The sequence below is a fragment of the Shimia abyssi genome, assembly GCF_003014475.1.
GTDB lineage: Bacteria > Pseudomonadota > Alphaproteobacteria > Rhodobacterales > Rhodobacteraceae > Shimia > Shimia abyssi.
In genome coordinates, this window is sequence record NZ_PYGJ01000010.1 from 1 (window position 1) to 14,838 (window position 14,838).

Genomic DNA, 14,838 nt, shown 5'->3' on the forward strand with positions numbered 1-14,838 from the left:
AAGATCAAAACAAGGAAACAAAACCGCAATCAATATCCCAACAAAAAGAACATACCTATTCAACAAAAATACAGGAAAAAGAATCAAATAAGGGGTGTTTTCTGCGCTGCCACGTCCGCCGCAACCAGCGCCTTATAGAGCGCCCTTAAGCGCAGCGTCATTGGACCCGCGCCCGATGTGCTGCCGATCACCTTGCCGTCAATCTCGGCCACCGGTGTCTGCGCGCCAAACGTTCCGGTAAGAAACGCCTCATCCGCGCCATAGGCCTCGTATAGCGAATAGTTCTTTTCGCGCACCGGAATGTCGTTTTCCCGGCACAGATCGATCACCTTCTGGCGCGTCACGCCATTCATGCAATAATCCCCGGTCGAGGTCCAAACCTCGCCCCGGCGCACGATGAAGAAATTGCAGGCGTTGGTCGTGTTCACAAATCCATGCGGATCCAGCATCAGCGCCTCATCGGCCCCTGCCTGTTCGGCCTGTAAACAGGCAATCACACAGTTCAGCTTGGAATGGCTGTTGAACTTGGCATCCTGACTGGTCGGCAGCCCGCGCACCTGTGGCACCGTGGCCAGCCTGATCCCCTTGGCCTGCACGTTTTCTGCCGGTTTGGAATGCTCAACAATCGCCACGATAGTCGGCCCGAAGCGCGACAGGCTGGGGTGCTGAAACGGCTTGGCCTTGCGGCCGCGCGTGATCATCAGACGGCAATGTGCATCGCCTGTCATGCCATTCGCCGCTGCCGTGCGGTTCAGAATGTCGCGAATATCCGCAGGCCCCATGTCAATCTCTAGCGACACCGATTTCAGCGAATTGAACAGCCGGTCCATGTGCTCGTCAAAAAACGCCCAACACCCATCGTACAGTCGCATCCCCTCCCACATGCCGTCGCCCAGCATGAAACCGCTGTCATAGACCGACACCTTGGCCGCGTCCTTGTGCACGATCTCGCCGTTCACATAGATCAACAGATCGTCGTTGCGTGCATCCGCCTCTGCGTCATGGGTCGTCTGGCCCAGTTCGATCATGCACCCTCCCCCCTTGACGCAGAAGGGATTTCAACGGGCCCACCCTGCTTCTCCCACGTCGAAAATCCCTCTTTCAAATGCGCTGCCTCAAACCCCATGTCCTGCAGCAACGCCACCGAAAGTGCCGAGCGCCAGCCAGACGCGCAATGGAAGACAAATTTGCGGTCCTCGCCAAAGATTGGCTTGAAATATGGGCTCTCGGGATCAACCCAGAACTCCAGCATCCCGCGCGGACAGTGGAAACTGCCGGGGATATAACCCAGTTTCTGGCGTTCCCGCACGTCGCGCAGATCAACAACCAAAACCGACGGGTCGTCCAGCATTGCGATCATGTCCGGCGTTTCCACCTCTTCGATCCGCGCTCGTGCGGCGCTGACCATCTCTTTGACCGAAGTCCTCAATTTTGGCATCTGCCCCCCTTTTGCCGTCTGCGCGGTCACATCAATTCAATCCCGCCACCCAAAGTAGTGACGCCATTCAATCGCACCATCAAGCTCGACCTCACATTTTGCAGGCGTTGAACACGCGGGCCTTCCTCGTTGCCAAATCGCGACCAAAACAAAAAACACCGCCCCAGATCACTCCGGCGCGGTGTCATTTAATCAAATACGTCAGATCAGACAGTTCCGCCGAGGCTCCCCTCAAGCGCAACCAGCTCCTGACCACCGGCCATCAGATCCTGCAACTCTTCTGGCGTGATCTGCCCGCGTTGCGCGGTGCCCAGCGTTTTGCCACGGTTCAGCACGGTAAAGCGATCTCCCACGGCCATCGCGTGGCGTACGTTGTGTGTGATGAAGACTACCGCGATCCCCTGCTTGCGCACCTTGTCGATGGTCGCCAGCACGTTCGCGGTCTGACGCACACCAAGGGCCGAGGTCGGCTCGTCCAAAATCAGCACTTTCGCGCCAAAATGAACCGCACGGGCAATGGCAACCGTTTGACGCTCACCGCCCGACAAAGTCCCGACCGCCTGATCCGGCCCCCGCAGGTTGATGCCCATCTTGCGCATCTCTTCCATGGTGACCCGGTTGGCCTTTTCATGATCAAAGAACGACATGCCAGCCACTTTCTTGGTCGGCTCATTGCCCATAAAAAAGTTACGGCTGACAGACATCAGCGGGATCATCGCCAAATGCTGGTGCACGGTTGCAATCCCCGCCGAAATCGCATCCCGGGGATCTGCAAAATGCATCTCCTGACCTTCGAAATGGATTTCGCCATGGGTGGGTTTGTGCACACCAGACATCGTTTTGATAAAGGTCGATTTTCCGGCACCGTTATCACCCAACAGGCAATGACATTCGCCGGGATACACCTCGACCGACACCCCAGCCAGCGCAATCACGCTGCCAAAATGCTTTTCGATGTTCTTCATCTGAATGATGGGCGCATGTTCTGTACGAGAGTTCATATCAACGCTCCCCCGTAATGATGCGACGGATATACGTGTTCAGGATCACAGCACCGAGCAGGATCACCCCAAGGAACACCCTAAAGAGCGAACTTTCGACCCCGGCAAAGAACAGACCCTGCTGCACCACACCAAAGATCAACGCCCCCAGCGCCGCCCCAATGACAGAGCCATATCCGCCCGTCAAAAGCGCGCCACCGATCACAACCGCAATGATCGCCTCAAATTCCTTGAGCAAACCACGGTCCGCCCCGGCAGAGCCGAACTCCATCACCTGACAGGTTGCAAACACACAGGCGCAGAACGCGGTGAACATGAACATCAGGATTTTGACGCGGTTCACTGGCACACCCGAGTTGCGCGCTGCTTCTGCGTCGCCACCCGAGGCAAAGATCCAGTTGCCGAATTTGGTCTTGGTCAACAGAATATGACCCAACACCACCAGTATCAGCGCCCAAACGATCAGCATCGGCACGCCGTCAACAACTGGTTGCCCGGCCCGCGATCCGCGCTCAAACACCGCGATAATCCCGGCGTCACCCATCCACTGGAAAAATCCGGTCAGGATCTTGCCGCCAAACACCGCTGCCAGCCAATCACCTTCGGAAACATCCTTGATGCCGCCAATGATCGTCTTGCGTTCGATCGTCTGTGGGAAATAAATCGTAAACCCGCGTAGAATGAACAGGAACGCCAGCGTCACGATGAAGCTTGGCAAACCTGTGCGGATCACGATGAACCCGTTCAACGCGCCCAGCGCGATGCACAGGATAAAGGCCGTGATAATGGCCATCCACACCGGCCAGCCCAACGTGACCGAGAAGATTGCGATCATCATGCCCGCAAAGCCGATCATCGACCCGACCGACAGGTCAAACTCGCCCGCAATCATCAACAAACAGGCACCCACTGCGATAATCATGAATTGGGCCGAAACCTGGCTCCAGTTCATAATGCCCTGGCTGTTGAACATGCCCGAGTCAAAGGCGAAAAGAAGGAAAAGAGCGAATACAATGGCGGTGCCCACAATGCCGCCGAGTTCAGGGCGGATCATGGCTTCGCGGAACTTAGAGCGTTGTTTAATACGCTCGTCACCGCCTGCCGCCGCATTAGGTGCGTCAGACATGGTCATGGACCTCGATTAAGTTTGGATTGGGGTAGCGAAAAAAGAAGGGGCGGCCAGCACGTGCCAGCCGCCCACAACATTAATCAGCGATATTCGCCGGCATACTTCTCGACCAGGGTCAGACCATCAGCAGTCACAAACCCAGGGCCAGAGTTGATGTTGTTACCCGGCAGAACGCCGTAGCGGTGATAGTTGGTCATAACCACAACCGGCAGGTATGCCTGCAGGAACGGCTGCTGGTCGATGCCCCAGTTAATGGTGCCCGCCTTAATGCCTTTGACGATTTCTTCACCCAGATCGAAGGTGCCGAAATAGATGTCACCGGCCATGCCGTTTTCATCCAGCGCCAACAGGGTTGGATCAGCAGATGTCGGGCCAAGCGTCAGAACGGCGTCTGTATCAGGATTAGCTGACAGATACGCCAGAACCTTGTTCTTGATTTCCGATGGATCCTGACCCGAGTCGATCATCTGGTTGGCCAGATCAATACCCAGACCATCCGCGAAGCCCTGGCAACGCTCGGTCGACGATGGCGACGAGATATAGTGGTTCACGCAGAGGAACGATCCAACGCCGTCACCCTTTGCACGCAGACCAGCCGCATGGCCAGCATCATATTCGGGCTGACCCACATACATCAGCGCGCCTACTTCGCGTGCCTGCTCAGGGGTGCCTGAGTTCATGATGATCACATCAACACCGGAATCAACCGCCGCCTGAATGGGGCCGGACAGAACGTCATAGTCGCTCAGCGTGGTGATGATGCCGTTTGGCCCAGACGCTGCCGCCTGCTCGATGATACGCGCCATGTCGGCCAAATCGCCGGTGGGCGGGTTGCGGTATTCGACCTCAACACCCATCTGCTCGCCCGCAAGCGCGATGCCGTTCTTGATGGTGTTCCACCAGCTGTCGCTGTCGGGTGCGTGGCTGACGAGGATATATTTCTCGCCCTCAGCAGACGCCACAGTTGCCGCCATCAGCGGCGTTACAATAACTGCCGCGGCCAGTGCGGCCTTCTTGAAAATTGATTGCATACTTTTCCTCCCTAAAGTCTCCGGTCAAGGCGAGAGATCGGAATCTCTCCACCCTTCGACTCAAAACTAAGCACATCGCGACCCATATTGCAACCGGTTGCAAATTATGCTCTCCTATTTTTCACAAGCCTGCGGTAAACCTCGCAAATTGTCACAGCCAGCCATGGGAGCAGCCAACCGAATGTCGATCACACTCAAAGAAGTGGCCCAACGTGCGGGTGTCTCGCGGTCGGCCGTGTCACGCACGTTCACCGATGGTGCTTCGGTCTCTGAGAAGATGCGGCGCAAGGTTGAAAAAGCGGCCAAGGAACTGGGTTACAGTCCCAACGCGCTGGCCTCTTCGCTGACCACAGGCCGCACCAAGATGATCGGCCTGATCTCGAACAACTTTCACAACCCGATCTTCCTACAAGTCTTTGATCTCTTTACACGCGGCCTTCAGGAACGCGGCTTGCGCCCCCTTCTTGTGAACCTCACAGACGAGGTCGATCCGGAAAACTCGGTCCGCATGTTGCGCCAATACAGCGTAGATGGCGTGGTGGTGGCATCTTCCACCCTGCCCCCGGAATTTGCCGAGGCATTCCGCGATGCCAAAATGCCCGTTGTGCACTCCTTTGGCCGTCAATCTGCCAACCCAAAAGTGCACGTCGTTGGCATCGACAACGTCGAATGTGGGCGCATGGTTGCGCGCACGTTGTACGAGCGGGGGTATACTGACGTTGCCTTTCTTGGTGGTCCAGAAAACGCGACCTCGACCCAGGATCGCCAAAAAGGGTTCCTCTGGCAGCTCTCTGAGTACCCATCAATGAACGTCAGCCACAGTTTTGCCGACGCCTATTCGTTTGAGGCCGGGCGCCGCGAAATGCTCCGTCTGCTAGACGCGGGCAAACCCGCGCAGGCGTACTTCTGCGGGGATGATGTCTTGTCTATCGGGGCACTTTCCGCAGTCTGTGATCGCGGATTGAAAGTACCTGATGACATTGGAATCATTGGGCTAAACGACATGGAAATGTCCCGCTGGGAGAATATCGACCTCACGACCGTTCACCAGCCGATCAGCCAGATTGTCACCTCTTCGGTGGAATTGGTCGTTGCCATGCTCGACGAACCCGACAGGTTCCCCGAGGCGCGGATTTTCCCCTGCTCAGTGGTGGACCGGGGCACGTTGCGCCCCGCTCCTTAATTTCAGTTCAGCGAAAGATCGACGGACGCGCATCAACCCACGCGCCATTGTCGTTGGATGATGCGACAGCTGCATGAACCGCCGCCATCGACCGCACACCATCCGCCGCATTGGGCAACCCATCACGGATCTCGCCGCGAATCGCATCCGCGAGATCGCAATAGATATTGGCCACTGCCAGCGGGAAGCCCTCTGGGTGCGCAATTGCAACGCGCGACAAACGCTCCGCATCCGCACTCAGCCCGCCTTCTCCCTTTTCAATGATCTGCGTGCGACCGCCCACCGGTGTATAAATCAACTGGTTCGGCTGTTCAGACGCCCAGCGCAAACCGCCGGTCTCGCCAAATATCTGGATATCAAACCCATGCTGACGCCCAATCGCCACGGATGATGTCCAGAGCCGCCCAACCGTGCCGCCATCCATACGGAAATTGACCATTGCGTCGTCTTCCAACTCTCGGCTGGCAATCGTCGACGCAAAGTCGGCAGACAGAGTTTTCACCTCGTCATCACAGACGAAGCTGGCCATGTGCAACGCATGAATGCCGCAATCGGCAAACTGCCCGGACACACCTGCCATCTTGGGGTCATAGCGCCAGCGCACACGCGGATTATCCGCATCTGTCGCGTCTCCATGATGTCCGTGACTAAAGTTTGTCACCACCAGCCGCACTTTGCCGATCTCACCCGTCCGCACCATAGCCCGTGCCTGACGCACCATTGGATAGGCCGAGTAGCAATAGTTCACCGCACAGATTTTGCCGGTGGATTCGGCCACGCGCACAATCTCTTCGCCTTCCTCAACGGTCATTGTCATCGGCTTTTCGCACAGCACGTTGAACCCGGCCTCAAGGAACGATTTGGTAATCTCAAAATGTGTCGAATTCGGAGTCGCAACCGTCACCAGATCAACGCGATCCTCGCGACCCTGCTCTCCGGCTAGCATGTCCTCCCAGCCGCCATAGGCCCGGTCAGCCGCCACGCCCAGCCGCTGCGCATACTCTCGCCCAACCTCCGGGCGATGATCCAGCGCCCCGGCAGCTAATTCAAAATGCCCGTCCGCAAGCGCACCCAACCTGTGCGCTGGTCCGATCTGGCTGCCTTCACCGCCACCGATCATTCCCCATTTCAGCTTCTTCATGCCAACATCCTTCTCGTGTCACAGGCACCCGTCGACCGCAAAACGGCACAGACGCAATACCGACGTAATACCGACGTAATACCGACGTCGCATTTTACGCAAATCCGATCCCTTCAAGATACTCTCGGTTCAGGCGTGCATCCCCCAACGGATCGGGGTCCAACAGCGGGTCACAATCCTGTTCTACCGTGCACCATCCTTGGAAATTTGCCTCTAACAGAACGTCGCGCACCGCTGAAAAATTGACATCCCCATCGCCCAGATTACAAAAAATTCCTTGCCCGCAAGCGTCATAGAACCCGGTCCGGTTTTCAATGACCTCTGCCTTGATCCTTGGGTTTATGTCTTTGAAATGCATATAAGAAATTCTCCCAATATGCCGTTTCATAAAGGCCACAGGATCAAACCCGGCGTAGGAATGGTGCCCGGTGTCAAAGCAGATCTTCATGATCTTCTCATCCACTTCATCCAACAGCCGTTCCAACTCTGGCTCAAAATCCATAAACCCCGCCGCATGAGCGTGGATGCCCACGGTCAATCCATACTCCTCGGTCCCAATCCTTGCCGCCGTCGCAATCCGATCCCGATAGGCATTCCATTCGGCCGTTTCCATCTGCTCGGCCTCGCTTGCACGCCCCGCTGTCGGCGCCCTTCGTTCGCTGATTGAGTCAATTAAAACAAGGTGTTGTGCGCCATGCGCGGACAGTGAACGACAGGTTCTGTGCGTCGCGTCCAAAACCTCATCCCATTTCTCAGCGTCATGAAACGGGCGAAAAACAACGCCGCCAATCAGCTCCAGATCATGCTGCGCCAGCCCCTCACCCAGCTCTACTGGGTCCTCGGGCATGAACCCCACAGGGCCCAGCTCAATGCCCTTGTATCCCGCCGCTGCGCAGTCCCGCAAAACGGATCGCCAACTCGGATTACGAGGATCATTTGCAAACTCCACACCCCAACTACATGGGGCATTCCCAATTCTGATTGCCATGGCTTTTTCTCCAACCGTCAGAAATGACTGACGTTTTTCCACATCTTGTCGCGCGACGATTGCATCGCCGCGGCAATTACCCGGTTCACGTCATGCCCATCCCGAAAGGTGGGCCAAACCGGTTGTCCGGTCTCAATGGCCAACAGGAAATCCCGCGCCTCGATGATAATTTGATCCTGATACCCGGTTCCATGACCGGGTCCCTGACAGAACGGTAAATAGTCCGGATGCGCCGGCCCGGTCAGCACTTTGACAAACCCGCGCGTCGCCTCATCCCCGTGTGATCGATAAACCCAAATCGCGTTCTGATCTTCCTGATCAAATCGAATGGCGCCTTTTGTTCCCGTGATTTCATAGGCATAGCCCATCTTGCGCCCATGCGCGACGCGGCTGAAATATAGCTGCCCCATCGCGCCATTTTCGAACCGGCACATGAATTGCCCATGATCGTCATTGGTCACATCCCCACCCGGACGGGTGCTGTGAACGGTCTCCACCTCTGCGATCAATCGATCAATCGGTCCAATCAGCGCCAATGCTGCATTCACCATATGCGGGGCCAAATCGCCCATTGTGCCATTGGCCTGCCCGGTCGTACGCCAGTTCGCAGGCGTTTCGGGATCTGCCAGGAAATCTTCGGTATGTTCTCCGCGAAACCAGGTCACATCGCCAATCTCACCATCCGCAATCAACTTGCGCGCAAACTGGCTGGCAGGGGTACGAATGTAGTTGAACCCAACCATATTGGCGACACCATGGGTCTCGGCCAGCTCCACCATCCGTGCGCCATCTTCGATTGACGCCCCCAGCGGTTTTTCACACAAAACCGGCTTGCCCAGCCGCATCGCGGCCTCAGCGATTTCCAGATGTGTCTCTTGTGGCGATGCGATCACAACAGCCTCAACCGAAGGGTCGTTCACTAAAACACGCCAATCATGCGTCGCGCGGTGAAACCCATAGGCCACCCGGTAGCGCTCTGCCGACGCCTTGCTTGTAGCACAAACCATTTCCAGGCTTGGGCGCAAATTCGTATTGAACACGGCCCCCACAGCAGACATGGCAACAGCATGGGCTTTGCCCATGTAACCACCGCCAACGATGCCTATACCGACCTTTGCCACCACAGTTTCCTCCGAACACCAATTTGGCTACCGATTCTCAAGTTGTGATTTTCAATTTGCAACCGGTTGCAAAATTAGTATCCTGAGAATCGAGAGGCTGCAAGTCTCTTTCGATATCGCCGCATGCCCACGAAAGGTTTTGGCCACCATGACGACAACCAGCGAAACGATCACCCTAACGACTGCTCAGGCCATCATTCGTTGGCTATCCAATCAGTTCATCGAAGTGGATGGCAAGGAGATGCGCGTATGCGGAGGAGGATTTGGAATCTTCGGGCATGGCAACGTAACCTGCCTTGGCGAAGCTCTGCACGGTGTTCAGGATGAACTGCCGCTCTATCGCGGACAAAACGAGCAAAGCATGGGTTTTGCCGCGGCTGGCTATTCCAAGCAATGGCTGCGGCAGCGATTCATGTTCTGCACCGCCAGCGCAGGGCCCGGTACGTCTAACCTGCTGACCAGCGCGGCCTTGGCACATGCCAACCGTCTGCCGATGCTGCTTTTGTGTGGTGACACGTTCCTGACGCGTCTGCCTGACCCGGTTTTGCAGCAGATGGAGAATTACAACGATCCAACTTTTGGTGTGAATGACGCGTTCAAGCCGGTGGTCCGCTATTGGGATCGCATCTGCCACCCGGCGCAGATCCTGCAATCGCTGCCAAACGCGCTTGCCACAATGCTTGATCCGGCTGATTGCGGCCCGGCATTCCTTGGGCTGCCGCAAGATGTACAAGGATGGACCTACGATTACCCAACGGTTTTCTTTGAGAAAAAAGTGCACCGCATTCGACGCCAGTCCCCGGATGAGAGCGAAATCGCTGATGCCGTTGCACTGCTCAAGTCAGCTCAGCGGCCGATGATCATTGCGGGTGGCGGGGTTCAATATTCGCGCGCTACGGCCGAGCTCACCGCTTTTGCAGAAGCGCACCAAATCCCGGTTGTCGAAACAATCGCCGGACGCGCCAACATGCTCGACACGCATCCGCTCAATATTGGGCCGATCGGCGTGACCGGATCGGATTCGGCCAATGCCATTGCCGAAAAGGCCGACGTTATTCTGGCCGTCGGCACCCGCCTTCAGGACTTTACCACCGGATCATGGACTGCATTTGCCAAAGACGCCAAATTTGTCTCAGTCAACGCGGCCCGTCACGATGCGGGCAAACACATGTCATTGCCAGTTGTCGGCGACGCCAAAATGTCGCTTGCCGCTTTGGCGCACGCCCTTGATTACGACACCCCATCCGAATGGGTCACATTTGCCAAGGCAGAGCGCACCAAGTGGGTCAGCTATGTTGCCGACAATGTCGCTTATGGCAATCGCCCCAACTCCTATGCACAAGCCATCGGAGTGGTGAACAAACTCTGCGATTCCCGTGACAGGGTGGTCGCTGCAGCGGGCGGTCTGCCTGCCGAAGTTACCGCAAACTGGCGCACTTTGGACATCGGCACAGTTGACGTTGAATTCGGGTTCTCTTGCATGGGTTACGAAATTTCGGGCGCATGGGGTGCCAGAATTGCCCAGGCCGAACGTGAACCAGATCGCGACACCATCACATTCTGCGGTGATGGCTCTTACATGATGATGAATAGCGACATCTATTCGTCTGTCCTCAGCCAAAAGAAGATGATTGTGCTGGTTCTGGACAATGGCGGGTTCGCGGTTATCAACAAGCTGCAAAACAACACCGGCAACGAGAGCTTTAACAACCTGCTGGCCGATTGCCCGACCATCGCTGAACCCTTTGCCGTCGATTTCGAAGCCCACGCCGCCGCCATGGGCGCCGCAACCGAACGCGTCGCAAACCCAGCCGAGCTGGAAGACGCGTTCAAACGCGCCAAGGCTTCTGACAAAACCTACGTCATTGTTATGGACGTTGATCCCTACGATGGCTGGACAACCGAAGGTCACGCATGGTGGGAGGTGGGCACACCACACATCACCGACGATGAAAACGTGCGCAAAGCGCATGTCGACTGGGAATCTTCCCGCTCCAAACAGCGACGGGGTGTGTGATGAGCGCCCTACTCGAAGGCATTCGCAAGAACCGCTTTGCCGTGTTCGGGCGGGCGGGCATGGATATGTTTGCTGACCCGGTCGGCACCAAAAGCGAAAATGCTGAACAATTCCGCTCAGACCTTGGCGGGTCTTCCGCCAATATCTGCGCAGGCCTGTGCAAGCTGGGCAGCACCAGCGCGCTGGTGACGTCAGTCTCGGACGACGCCGTCGGGCGGTTCTGTATCAATCGGCTAAATCACTACGGTGTCGACACTCGCTATGTGCGCTCAATTGCTGGCGAATTCCGAACATCCCTTGCCGTTTACGAAAGCTGTATCGAAGATTTCCAGAATGTCATCTACCGGAATGGCGCCGCCGATTTCCAAGTGACCGACGCGGATGTCGACGCTGTTGATTACGCCAATTTCAGCGCTCTGATTTCCGCCGGAACCGTGTTTGCCGCCGAACCTTCGCGCGGCTCAACGTTTCGGGCCTTTGAAAACGCACGCAAGGCGGGCCTGCCGGTGATCTTTGACATCGACTATCGCCCATACTCGTGGCCGTCGCCCGAGGTCGCATCCGACGTACTTTCGCGCGCGGGCGATCAAAGCGACCTGATCGTTGGCAATGATGAAGAGTTCGGCTTTATGGCGGGCGGCATCGAAAAAGGCTTGGAGAAAGCGCGCGAACTGGCGTCAAAACCGGGCCGCATCGTGATCTACAAAATGGGTCACGAAGGGGCCGTTACCTTTGCCGACGGTAAAGAAATTCGCACCGGAATCTACCCCGTGACTGCTGTAAAACCCAATGGTGCTGGCGACAGCTTCATGGCTGGCCTTTTGGCTTCACTGGCCAACGGACATGATCTGCGCGACGCCGTTTTACGCGGCTCGGCCTGCGCGTCGATTGTCGTGTCGCAACCCGGCTGTGCTCCGGCCATGCCCACCACCAATGAACTTGAGGCATTTCTCGCTTCTCACTCCGGCCCAAGCGACGCTTGAGCCGCCAGAAAGGACTGCACAATGCATATTGCGCCTTACGATAACCAAAACCAGGCCATCGTGGATGCTGACCACGATCTGGTGCCGCTGACCTATTTCAACATCGTCAAACTCAAGCAAGGTGAGGTGTTCGAATACAGCGTGCCAGGCTATGAAACCTGTATTGTTCCAGCCACGGGCACCGTTGACGTCGATGTCGAAGGCGCAGTTTACACAGGAATTGGCAACCGCACCGTCGATGTCTGGGACGGCGACCCCGAAGGTGTCTACGTGCCGGTCGGAGCCACCGTGCGCCTGACTTGCAAATCTGAGGCCACGGAAACCTTCATTGCCGGGGCGAAATATGACAAGGTGCTAGAGCCATTCGACGTGCGCGCCGATGCGCTTGATCTTGTGCAATACGGATCAGATGACACCAAAACCCACCGCAAAATCAAACACATCCTTGGCGCAAAGCACCACGACAAAGTAGGCCGCCTTTTGGTCAGTGAGCTGTTCACAGTTGGCCAAGGGGGCTGGTCCGGATTTCCCAGCCACAAGCACGACACAGACCGCTTGCCCGAAGAAACCCGCCACGACGAAACCTATAACTTCCGATTCCGCCCAAATTACGGTTCCGGCCTGCAAATGCTGCAACGCGAAGATAACAAGCCCGGCGATGCCTATCACATCGTGGATGGCTCCACGATTTGCATCGACAAGGGATATCACCCCTGTGCGGTCCTGCCCGGCTATGAGATGTACTATTTCACCATTCTGGGCGGTTTGAGCCAACGCAGCCTGAAGCAATATTTCCAACCCACACATGCCGAACAATTGCACACAATTCCCGGCATCATGGACATGGTGGCAAAGTTCAAATGAGTTTGGTGACTTTGAAAGATGTCCTTCAACCCGCGTTGAAGGATGGTTACGCCGTGGCTGGTCTTGTGACACTTGGCTGGGAAGACATGCGTGCCTATGTAGCCGCCGCCGAGGCCGAAAATGTGCCCGTCATTCTACAGGCTGGTCCCTCGTGCCGTGCACATACACCGTTGTCTGTGTTGGGCAAGATGTTCACGCACCTTGCTGAAAACGCATCCGTCCCGGTCGTGGCCCATCTTGATCATGGCTACACGCCCGAAGAATGCCACGAAGCCATCGACAGCGGCTTTACCTCCGTTATGTTTGACGGCTCTCGCGAGGCGATTGACAAGAACATCGCCAACACAGCCGCCATCGTTGAAATGGCCCATACAGCGGGGGTATCTTGCGAGGGTGAGATTGGATTTGTTGGCTATTCCGGCGGCGAGGGTTCCGCAGGAACCGACCCCGAAGAAGCCGCCCGTTTTGCCCGCGAAACCGGCGTCGACGCGATGGCCATTTCCGTAGGCAACGTCCATTTGCAGCAAAACAAAGAAGGCGGCCTGGACGAGGCGCGCATCCGTGCCATCGAAGCAATGACCGACATTCCGCTGGTCATCCACGGCGGCTCTGGCGTGCCGGTCGCTCAGCGCACCTCATTGGCGCAGCAGTCCAGTATCTGTAAATTCAACATCGGTACCGAACTGCGCATGGCCTTTGGTTCTGCGCTACGCACTTCGGTCAATGCCGATCCTGACCGGTTCGACCGCGTGCAAATCCTGAAAGACACCCATGACCCGTTGGTCGCCGCGACCCGCACGGTTCTGCGCGCCTTTCAAAAAGGCTAGGGTCAGGACCCTAAGAGTTCTGGGCGCGGGTCAAACCCGCGCCCAAACCGCCATTACTTGGCAACTTCTGTCATGAAACGATCGCGGATCACCACAGGATCCATGGTAATCACCGGCATCTTGGCATTACCGCTCTCGCATTTGCAGACGATGATCGTCATTTGATCGCCATCCAACGCCTCTTGCAGCACCCGTCCTGTGTCCTCCGCTGCGCACTCGACCACATTCTCGCACCCACACGCCTCGGCCACTTTGGCAAGCGATGTTTTCATGCCCGCATAAGTCGGTTGATCTCCGGTCGACCCGTATGAACCATTATCCACAATCATCAAAATGAAGTTATTTGCCACATTGTTCGCAATGGTCGGCAACGTGCCAAGGTTGGTCAACACAGACCCATCCCCGTCAATCGCGATCACTTTCTTGGGTTGTGCCAAGGCCAGCCCCAACCCGATTGATGAGGCCAGTCCCATTGTGCCCAACATGTAAAAGTTGGTTGGCTGATCGTCGATGGCGTGCAGCTCTTGGCTGGGAATGCCGATATTACAGACCACCAACTGATCCCGCAGGATCGGTGCGATTTCTTTAAGTATTTCAGAGCGGATCATGATCAGTACCCTCCCCAGAATGACGCATCCGTCAGGATTGCGACCGGTTTGTTGCACATGAACGTATAGTCGATGATCTTACCCAGCTCCTCGACATCGTCACGTTTATGGAAATGATAGGTCGGGATGTTCATCTGCGCCAAAAGCGCCTTGGTGTGCACCGCCATCTCCACCTGACACGCCACCGGTTCGCCCAGCTCTCCGCGATAGGAGATCAGCATCGGCAAAGGCATCCGGTAATACTGGATCAACGTCGCCAATGTGTTGATTGTCACGCCCAACGCGGTGTTCTGCATGATGATCGCGGGCTTTTTGCCGCCCATAAAGGCACCGGCGCACAGGCCCATGCCCTCGTCTTCTTTGTTTGATGGCACGTGATGAATATCGGGCGACTCTTCAAGAACTTCGATCACCCCGGCCAGCTGCTTGCACGGCACCGTGGTGATAAAGTTAACGCCCTTTTCGGTTAGGTCGGATACGATCCGCCTGTCTATGTCCTTGGCCATG

The 14,838-nt window shown here is 56.4% G+C and carries 15 protein-coding genes; 5 read left to right on the top strand and 10 right to left on the bottom strand.

The annotated features are described in order from the left end of the window. Nucleotides 1-83: 83 nt before the first annotated feature. The 5 genes from CLV88_RS14525 to CLV88_RS14545 form a co-directional block, all read right to left on the bottom strand. Nucleotides 84-1,028 (bottom strand): aminotransferase class IV, encoded by a 945-nt coding sequence (locus CLV88_RS14525; RefSeq protein WP_106609145.1) that lies wholly within the window; start codon nt 1,026-1,028, stop codon nt 84-86. Further along, nucleotides 1,025-1,438 (bottom strand): rhodanese-like domain-containing protein, encoded by a 414-nt coding sequence (locus CLV88_RS14530; protein ID WP_106609146.1) that lies wholly within the window; start codon nt 1,436-1,438, stop codon nt 1,025-1,027. The genes CLV88_RS14525 and CLV88_RS14530 overlap by 4 nt, the downstream gene beginning before the upstream one ends. Before the next feature lie 206 nt (nt 1,439-1,644). Beyond that, nucleotides 1,645-2,439, bottom strand: coding sequence for an ATP-binding cassette domain-containing protein (locus tag CLV88_RS14535; protein ID WP_106609147.1), 795 nt, complete (start codon nt 2,437-2,439; stop codon nt 1,645-1,647). A gap of 1 nt (nt 2,440) precedes the next feature. Beyond that, on the bottom strand, nt 2,441-3,565 hold the full coding sequence (locus CLV88_RS14540; protein WP_106609267.1) for an ABC transporter permease: 1,125 nt from the start codon (nt 3,563-3,565) through the stop codon (nt 2,441-2,443). A gap of 83 nt (nt 3,566-3,648) precedes the next feature. Continuing rightward, complete coding sequence (locus CLV88_RS14545) at nt 3,649-4,599, bottom strand: sugar ABC transporter substrate-binding protein (protein ID WP_106609148.1); 951 nt, start codon at nt 4,597-4,599, stop codon at nt 3,649-3,651. A gap of 181 nt (nt 4,600-4,780) precedes the next feature. Here CLV88_RS14545 and CLV88_RS14550 point away from each other — a divergent pair, with 181 nt between their 5' ends. Next, a complete protein-coding gene (locus CLV88_RS14550; protein ID WP_106609149.1) occupies nt 4,781-5,782 on the top strand; it encodes a LacI family DNA-binding transcriptional regulator in 1,002 nt (333 codons plus the stop codon). 7 nt (nt 5,783-5,789) lie between these two features. Here the strand turns inward: CLV88_RS14550 and CLV88_RS14555 are convergent, their stop codons facing one another. From CLV88_RS14555 to CLV88_RS14565, 3 genes are all read right to left on the bottom strand, one after another. After that, nucleotides 5,790-6,923, bottom strand: coding sequence for a Gfo/Idh/MocA family protein (locus CLV88_RS14555; protein WP_106609150.1), 1,134 nt, complete (start codon nt 6,921-6,923; stop codon nt 5,790-5,792). A 94-nt stretch (nt 6,924-7,017) separates the two neighbouring features. Beyond that, nucleotides 7,018-7,911: a TIM barrel protein gene (locus CLV88_RS14560; protein WP_106609151.1), complete on the bottom strand. Its 894-nt coding sequence runs from the start codon at nt 7,909-7,911 to the stop codon at nt 7,018-7,020. Between the two features lie 17 nt (nt 7,912-7,928). Beyond that, complete coding sequence (locus CLV88_RS14565; protein WP_106609268.1) at nt 7,929-9,032, bottom strand: Gfo/Idh/MocA family protein; 1,104 nt, start codon at nt 9,030-9,032, stop codon at nt 7,929-7,931. A gap of 148 nt (nt 9,033-9,180) precedes the next feature. Here CLV88_RS14565 and iolD point away from each other — a divergent pair, with 148 nt between their 5' ends. The 4 genes from iolD to CLV88_RS14585 are packed head-to-tail and all read left to right on the top strand — an operon-like array spanning nt 9,181 to nt 13,723. After that, nucleotides 9,181-11,049: a 3D-(3,5/4)-trihydroxycyclohexane-1,2-dione acylhydrolase (decyclizing) gene (iolD, locus tag CLV88_RS14570; RefSeq protein WP_106609152.1), complete on the top strand. Its 1,869-nt coding sequence runs from the start codon at nt 9,181-9,183 to the stop codon at nt 11,047-11,049. After that, the gene (gene iolC / locus CLV88_RS14575; protein ID WP_106609153.1) at nt 11,049-12,032 is read left to right on the top strand and encodes a 5-dehydro-2-deoxygluconokinase; all 984 of its coding nucleotides are present in this window, start codon (nt 11,049-11,051) and stop codon (nt 12,030-12,032) included. The genes iolD and iolC overlap by 1 nt, the downstream gene beginning before the upstream one ends. Nucleotides 12,033-12,053: 21 nt before the next feature. After that, nucleotides 12,054-12,896: a 5-deoxy-glucuronate isomerase gene (locus CLV88_RS14580; RefSeq protein WP_106609154.1), complete on the top strand. Its 843-nt coding sequence runs from the start codon at nt 12,054-12,056 to the stop codon at nt 12,894-12,896. Next, entirely contained in the window at nt 12,893-13,723 is an 831-nt protein-coding gene (locus CLV88_RS14585) for a class II fructose-bisphosphate aldolase (RefSeq protein WP_106609155.1), read from the top strand. Before CLV88_RS14580 ends, CLV88_RS14585 begins: the two co-directional genes overlap by 4 nt. A gap of 53 nt (nt 13,724-13,776) precedes the next feature. On the opposite strand, the gene comE is transcribed toward CLV88_RS14585, so the two are convergent. Beyond that, nucleotides 13,777-14,331 (bottom strand): sulfopyruvate decarboxylase subunit beta, encoded by a 555-nt coding sequence (gene comE / locus CLV88_RS14590; RefSeq protein ID WP_106609156.1) that lies wholly within the window; start codon nt 14,329-14,331, stop codon nt 13,777-13,779. 2 nt (nt 14,332-14,333) lie between these two features. Further along, nucleotides 14,334-14,837, bottom strand: a complete 504-nt coding sequence (comD, locus tag CLV88_RS14595; protein WP_106609157.1) for a sulfopyruvate decarboxylase subunit alpha — start codon at nt 14,835-14,837, stop codon at nt 14,334-14,336. Nucleotide 14,838 lies beyond the last annotated feature (1 nt).

What these genes read in the sequence shown, in the direction of transcription:
- CLV88_RS14525 (WP_106609145.1), bottom strand. Translation starts at nt 1,028, where the DNA reads ATGATCGAACTGGGCCAGACGACCCATGACGCAGAGGCGGATGCACGC.
- CLV88_RS14530 (WP_106609146.1), bottom strand. Translation starts at nt 1,438, where the DNA reads ATGCCAAAATTGAGGACTTCGGTCAAAGAGATGGTCAGCGCCGCACGA.
- CLV88_RS14535 (WP_106609147.1), bottom strand. Translation starts at nt 2,439, where the DNA reads ATGAACTCTCGTACAGAACATGCGCCCATCATTCAGATGAAGAACATC.
- CLV88_RS14540 (WP_106609267.1), bottom strand. Translation starts at nt 3,565, where the DNA reads ATGTCTGACGCACCTAATGCGGCGGCAGGCGGTGACGAGCGTATTAAA.
- CLV88_RS14545 (WP_106609148.1), bottom strand. Translation starts at nt 4,599, where the DNA reads ATGCAATCAATTTTCAAGAAGGCCGCACTGGCCGCGGCAGTTATTGTA.
- CLV88_RS14550 (WP_106609149.1), top strand. Translation starts at nt 4,781, where the DNA reads ATGTCGATCACACTCAAAGAAGTGGCCCAACGTGCGGGTGTCTCGCGG.
- CLV88_RS14555 (WP_106609150.1), bottom strand. Translation starts at nt 6,923, where the DNA reads ATGAAGAAGCTGAAATGGGGAATGATCGGTGGCGGTGAAGGCAGCCAG.
- CLV88_RS14560 (WP_106609151.1), bottom strand. Translation starts at nt 7,911, where the DNA reads ATGGCAATCAGAATTGGGAATGCCCCATGTAGTTGGGGTGTGGAGTTT.
- iolD (WP_106609152.1), top strand. Translation starts at nt 9,181, where the DNA reads ATGACGACAACCAGCGAAACGATCACCCTAACGACTGCTCAGGCCATC.
- iolC (WP_106609153.1), top strand. Translation starts at nt 11,049, where the DNA reads ATGAGCGCCCTACTCGAAGGCATTCGCAAGAACCGCTTTGCCGTGTTC.
- CLV88_RS14580 (WP_106609154.1), top strand. Translation starts at nt 12,054, where the DNA reads ATGCATATTGCGCCTTACGATAACCAAAACCAGGCCATCGTGGATGCT.
- CLV88_RS14585 (WP_106609155.1), top strand. Translation starts at nt 12,893, where the DNA reads ATGAGTTTGGTGACTTTGAAAGATGTCCTTCAACCCGCGTTGAAGGAT.
- comE (WP_106609156.1), bottom strand. Translation starts at nt 14,331, where the DNA reads ATGATCCGCTCTGAAATACTTAAAGAAATCGCACCGATCCTGCGGGAT.
- comD (WP_106609157.1), bottom strand. Translation starts at nt 14,837, where the DNA reads ATGGCCAAGGACATAGACAGGCGGATCGTATCCGACCTAACCGAAAAG.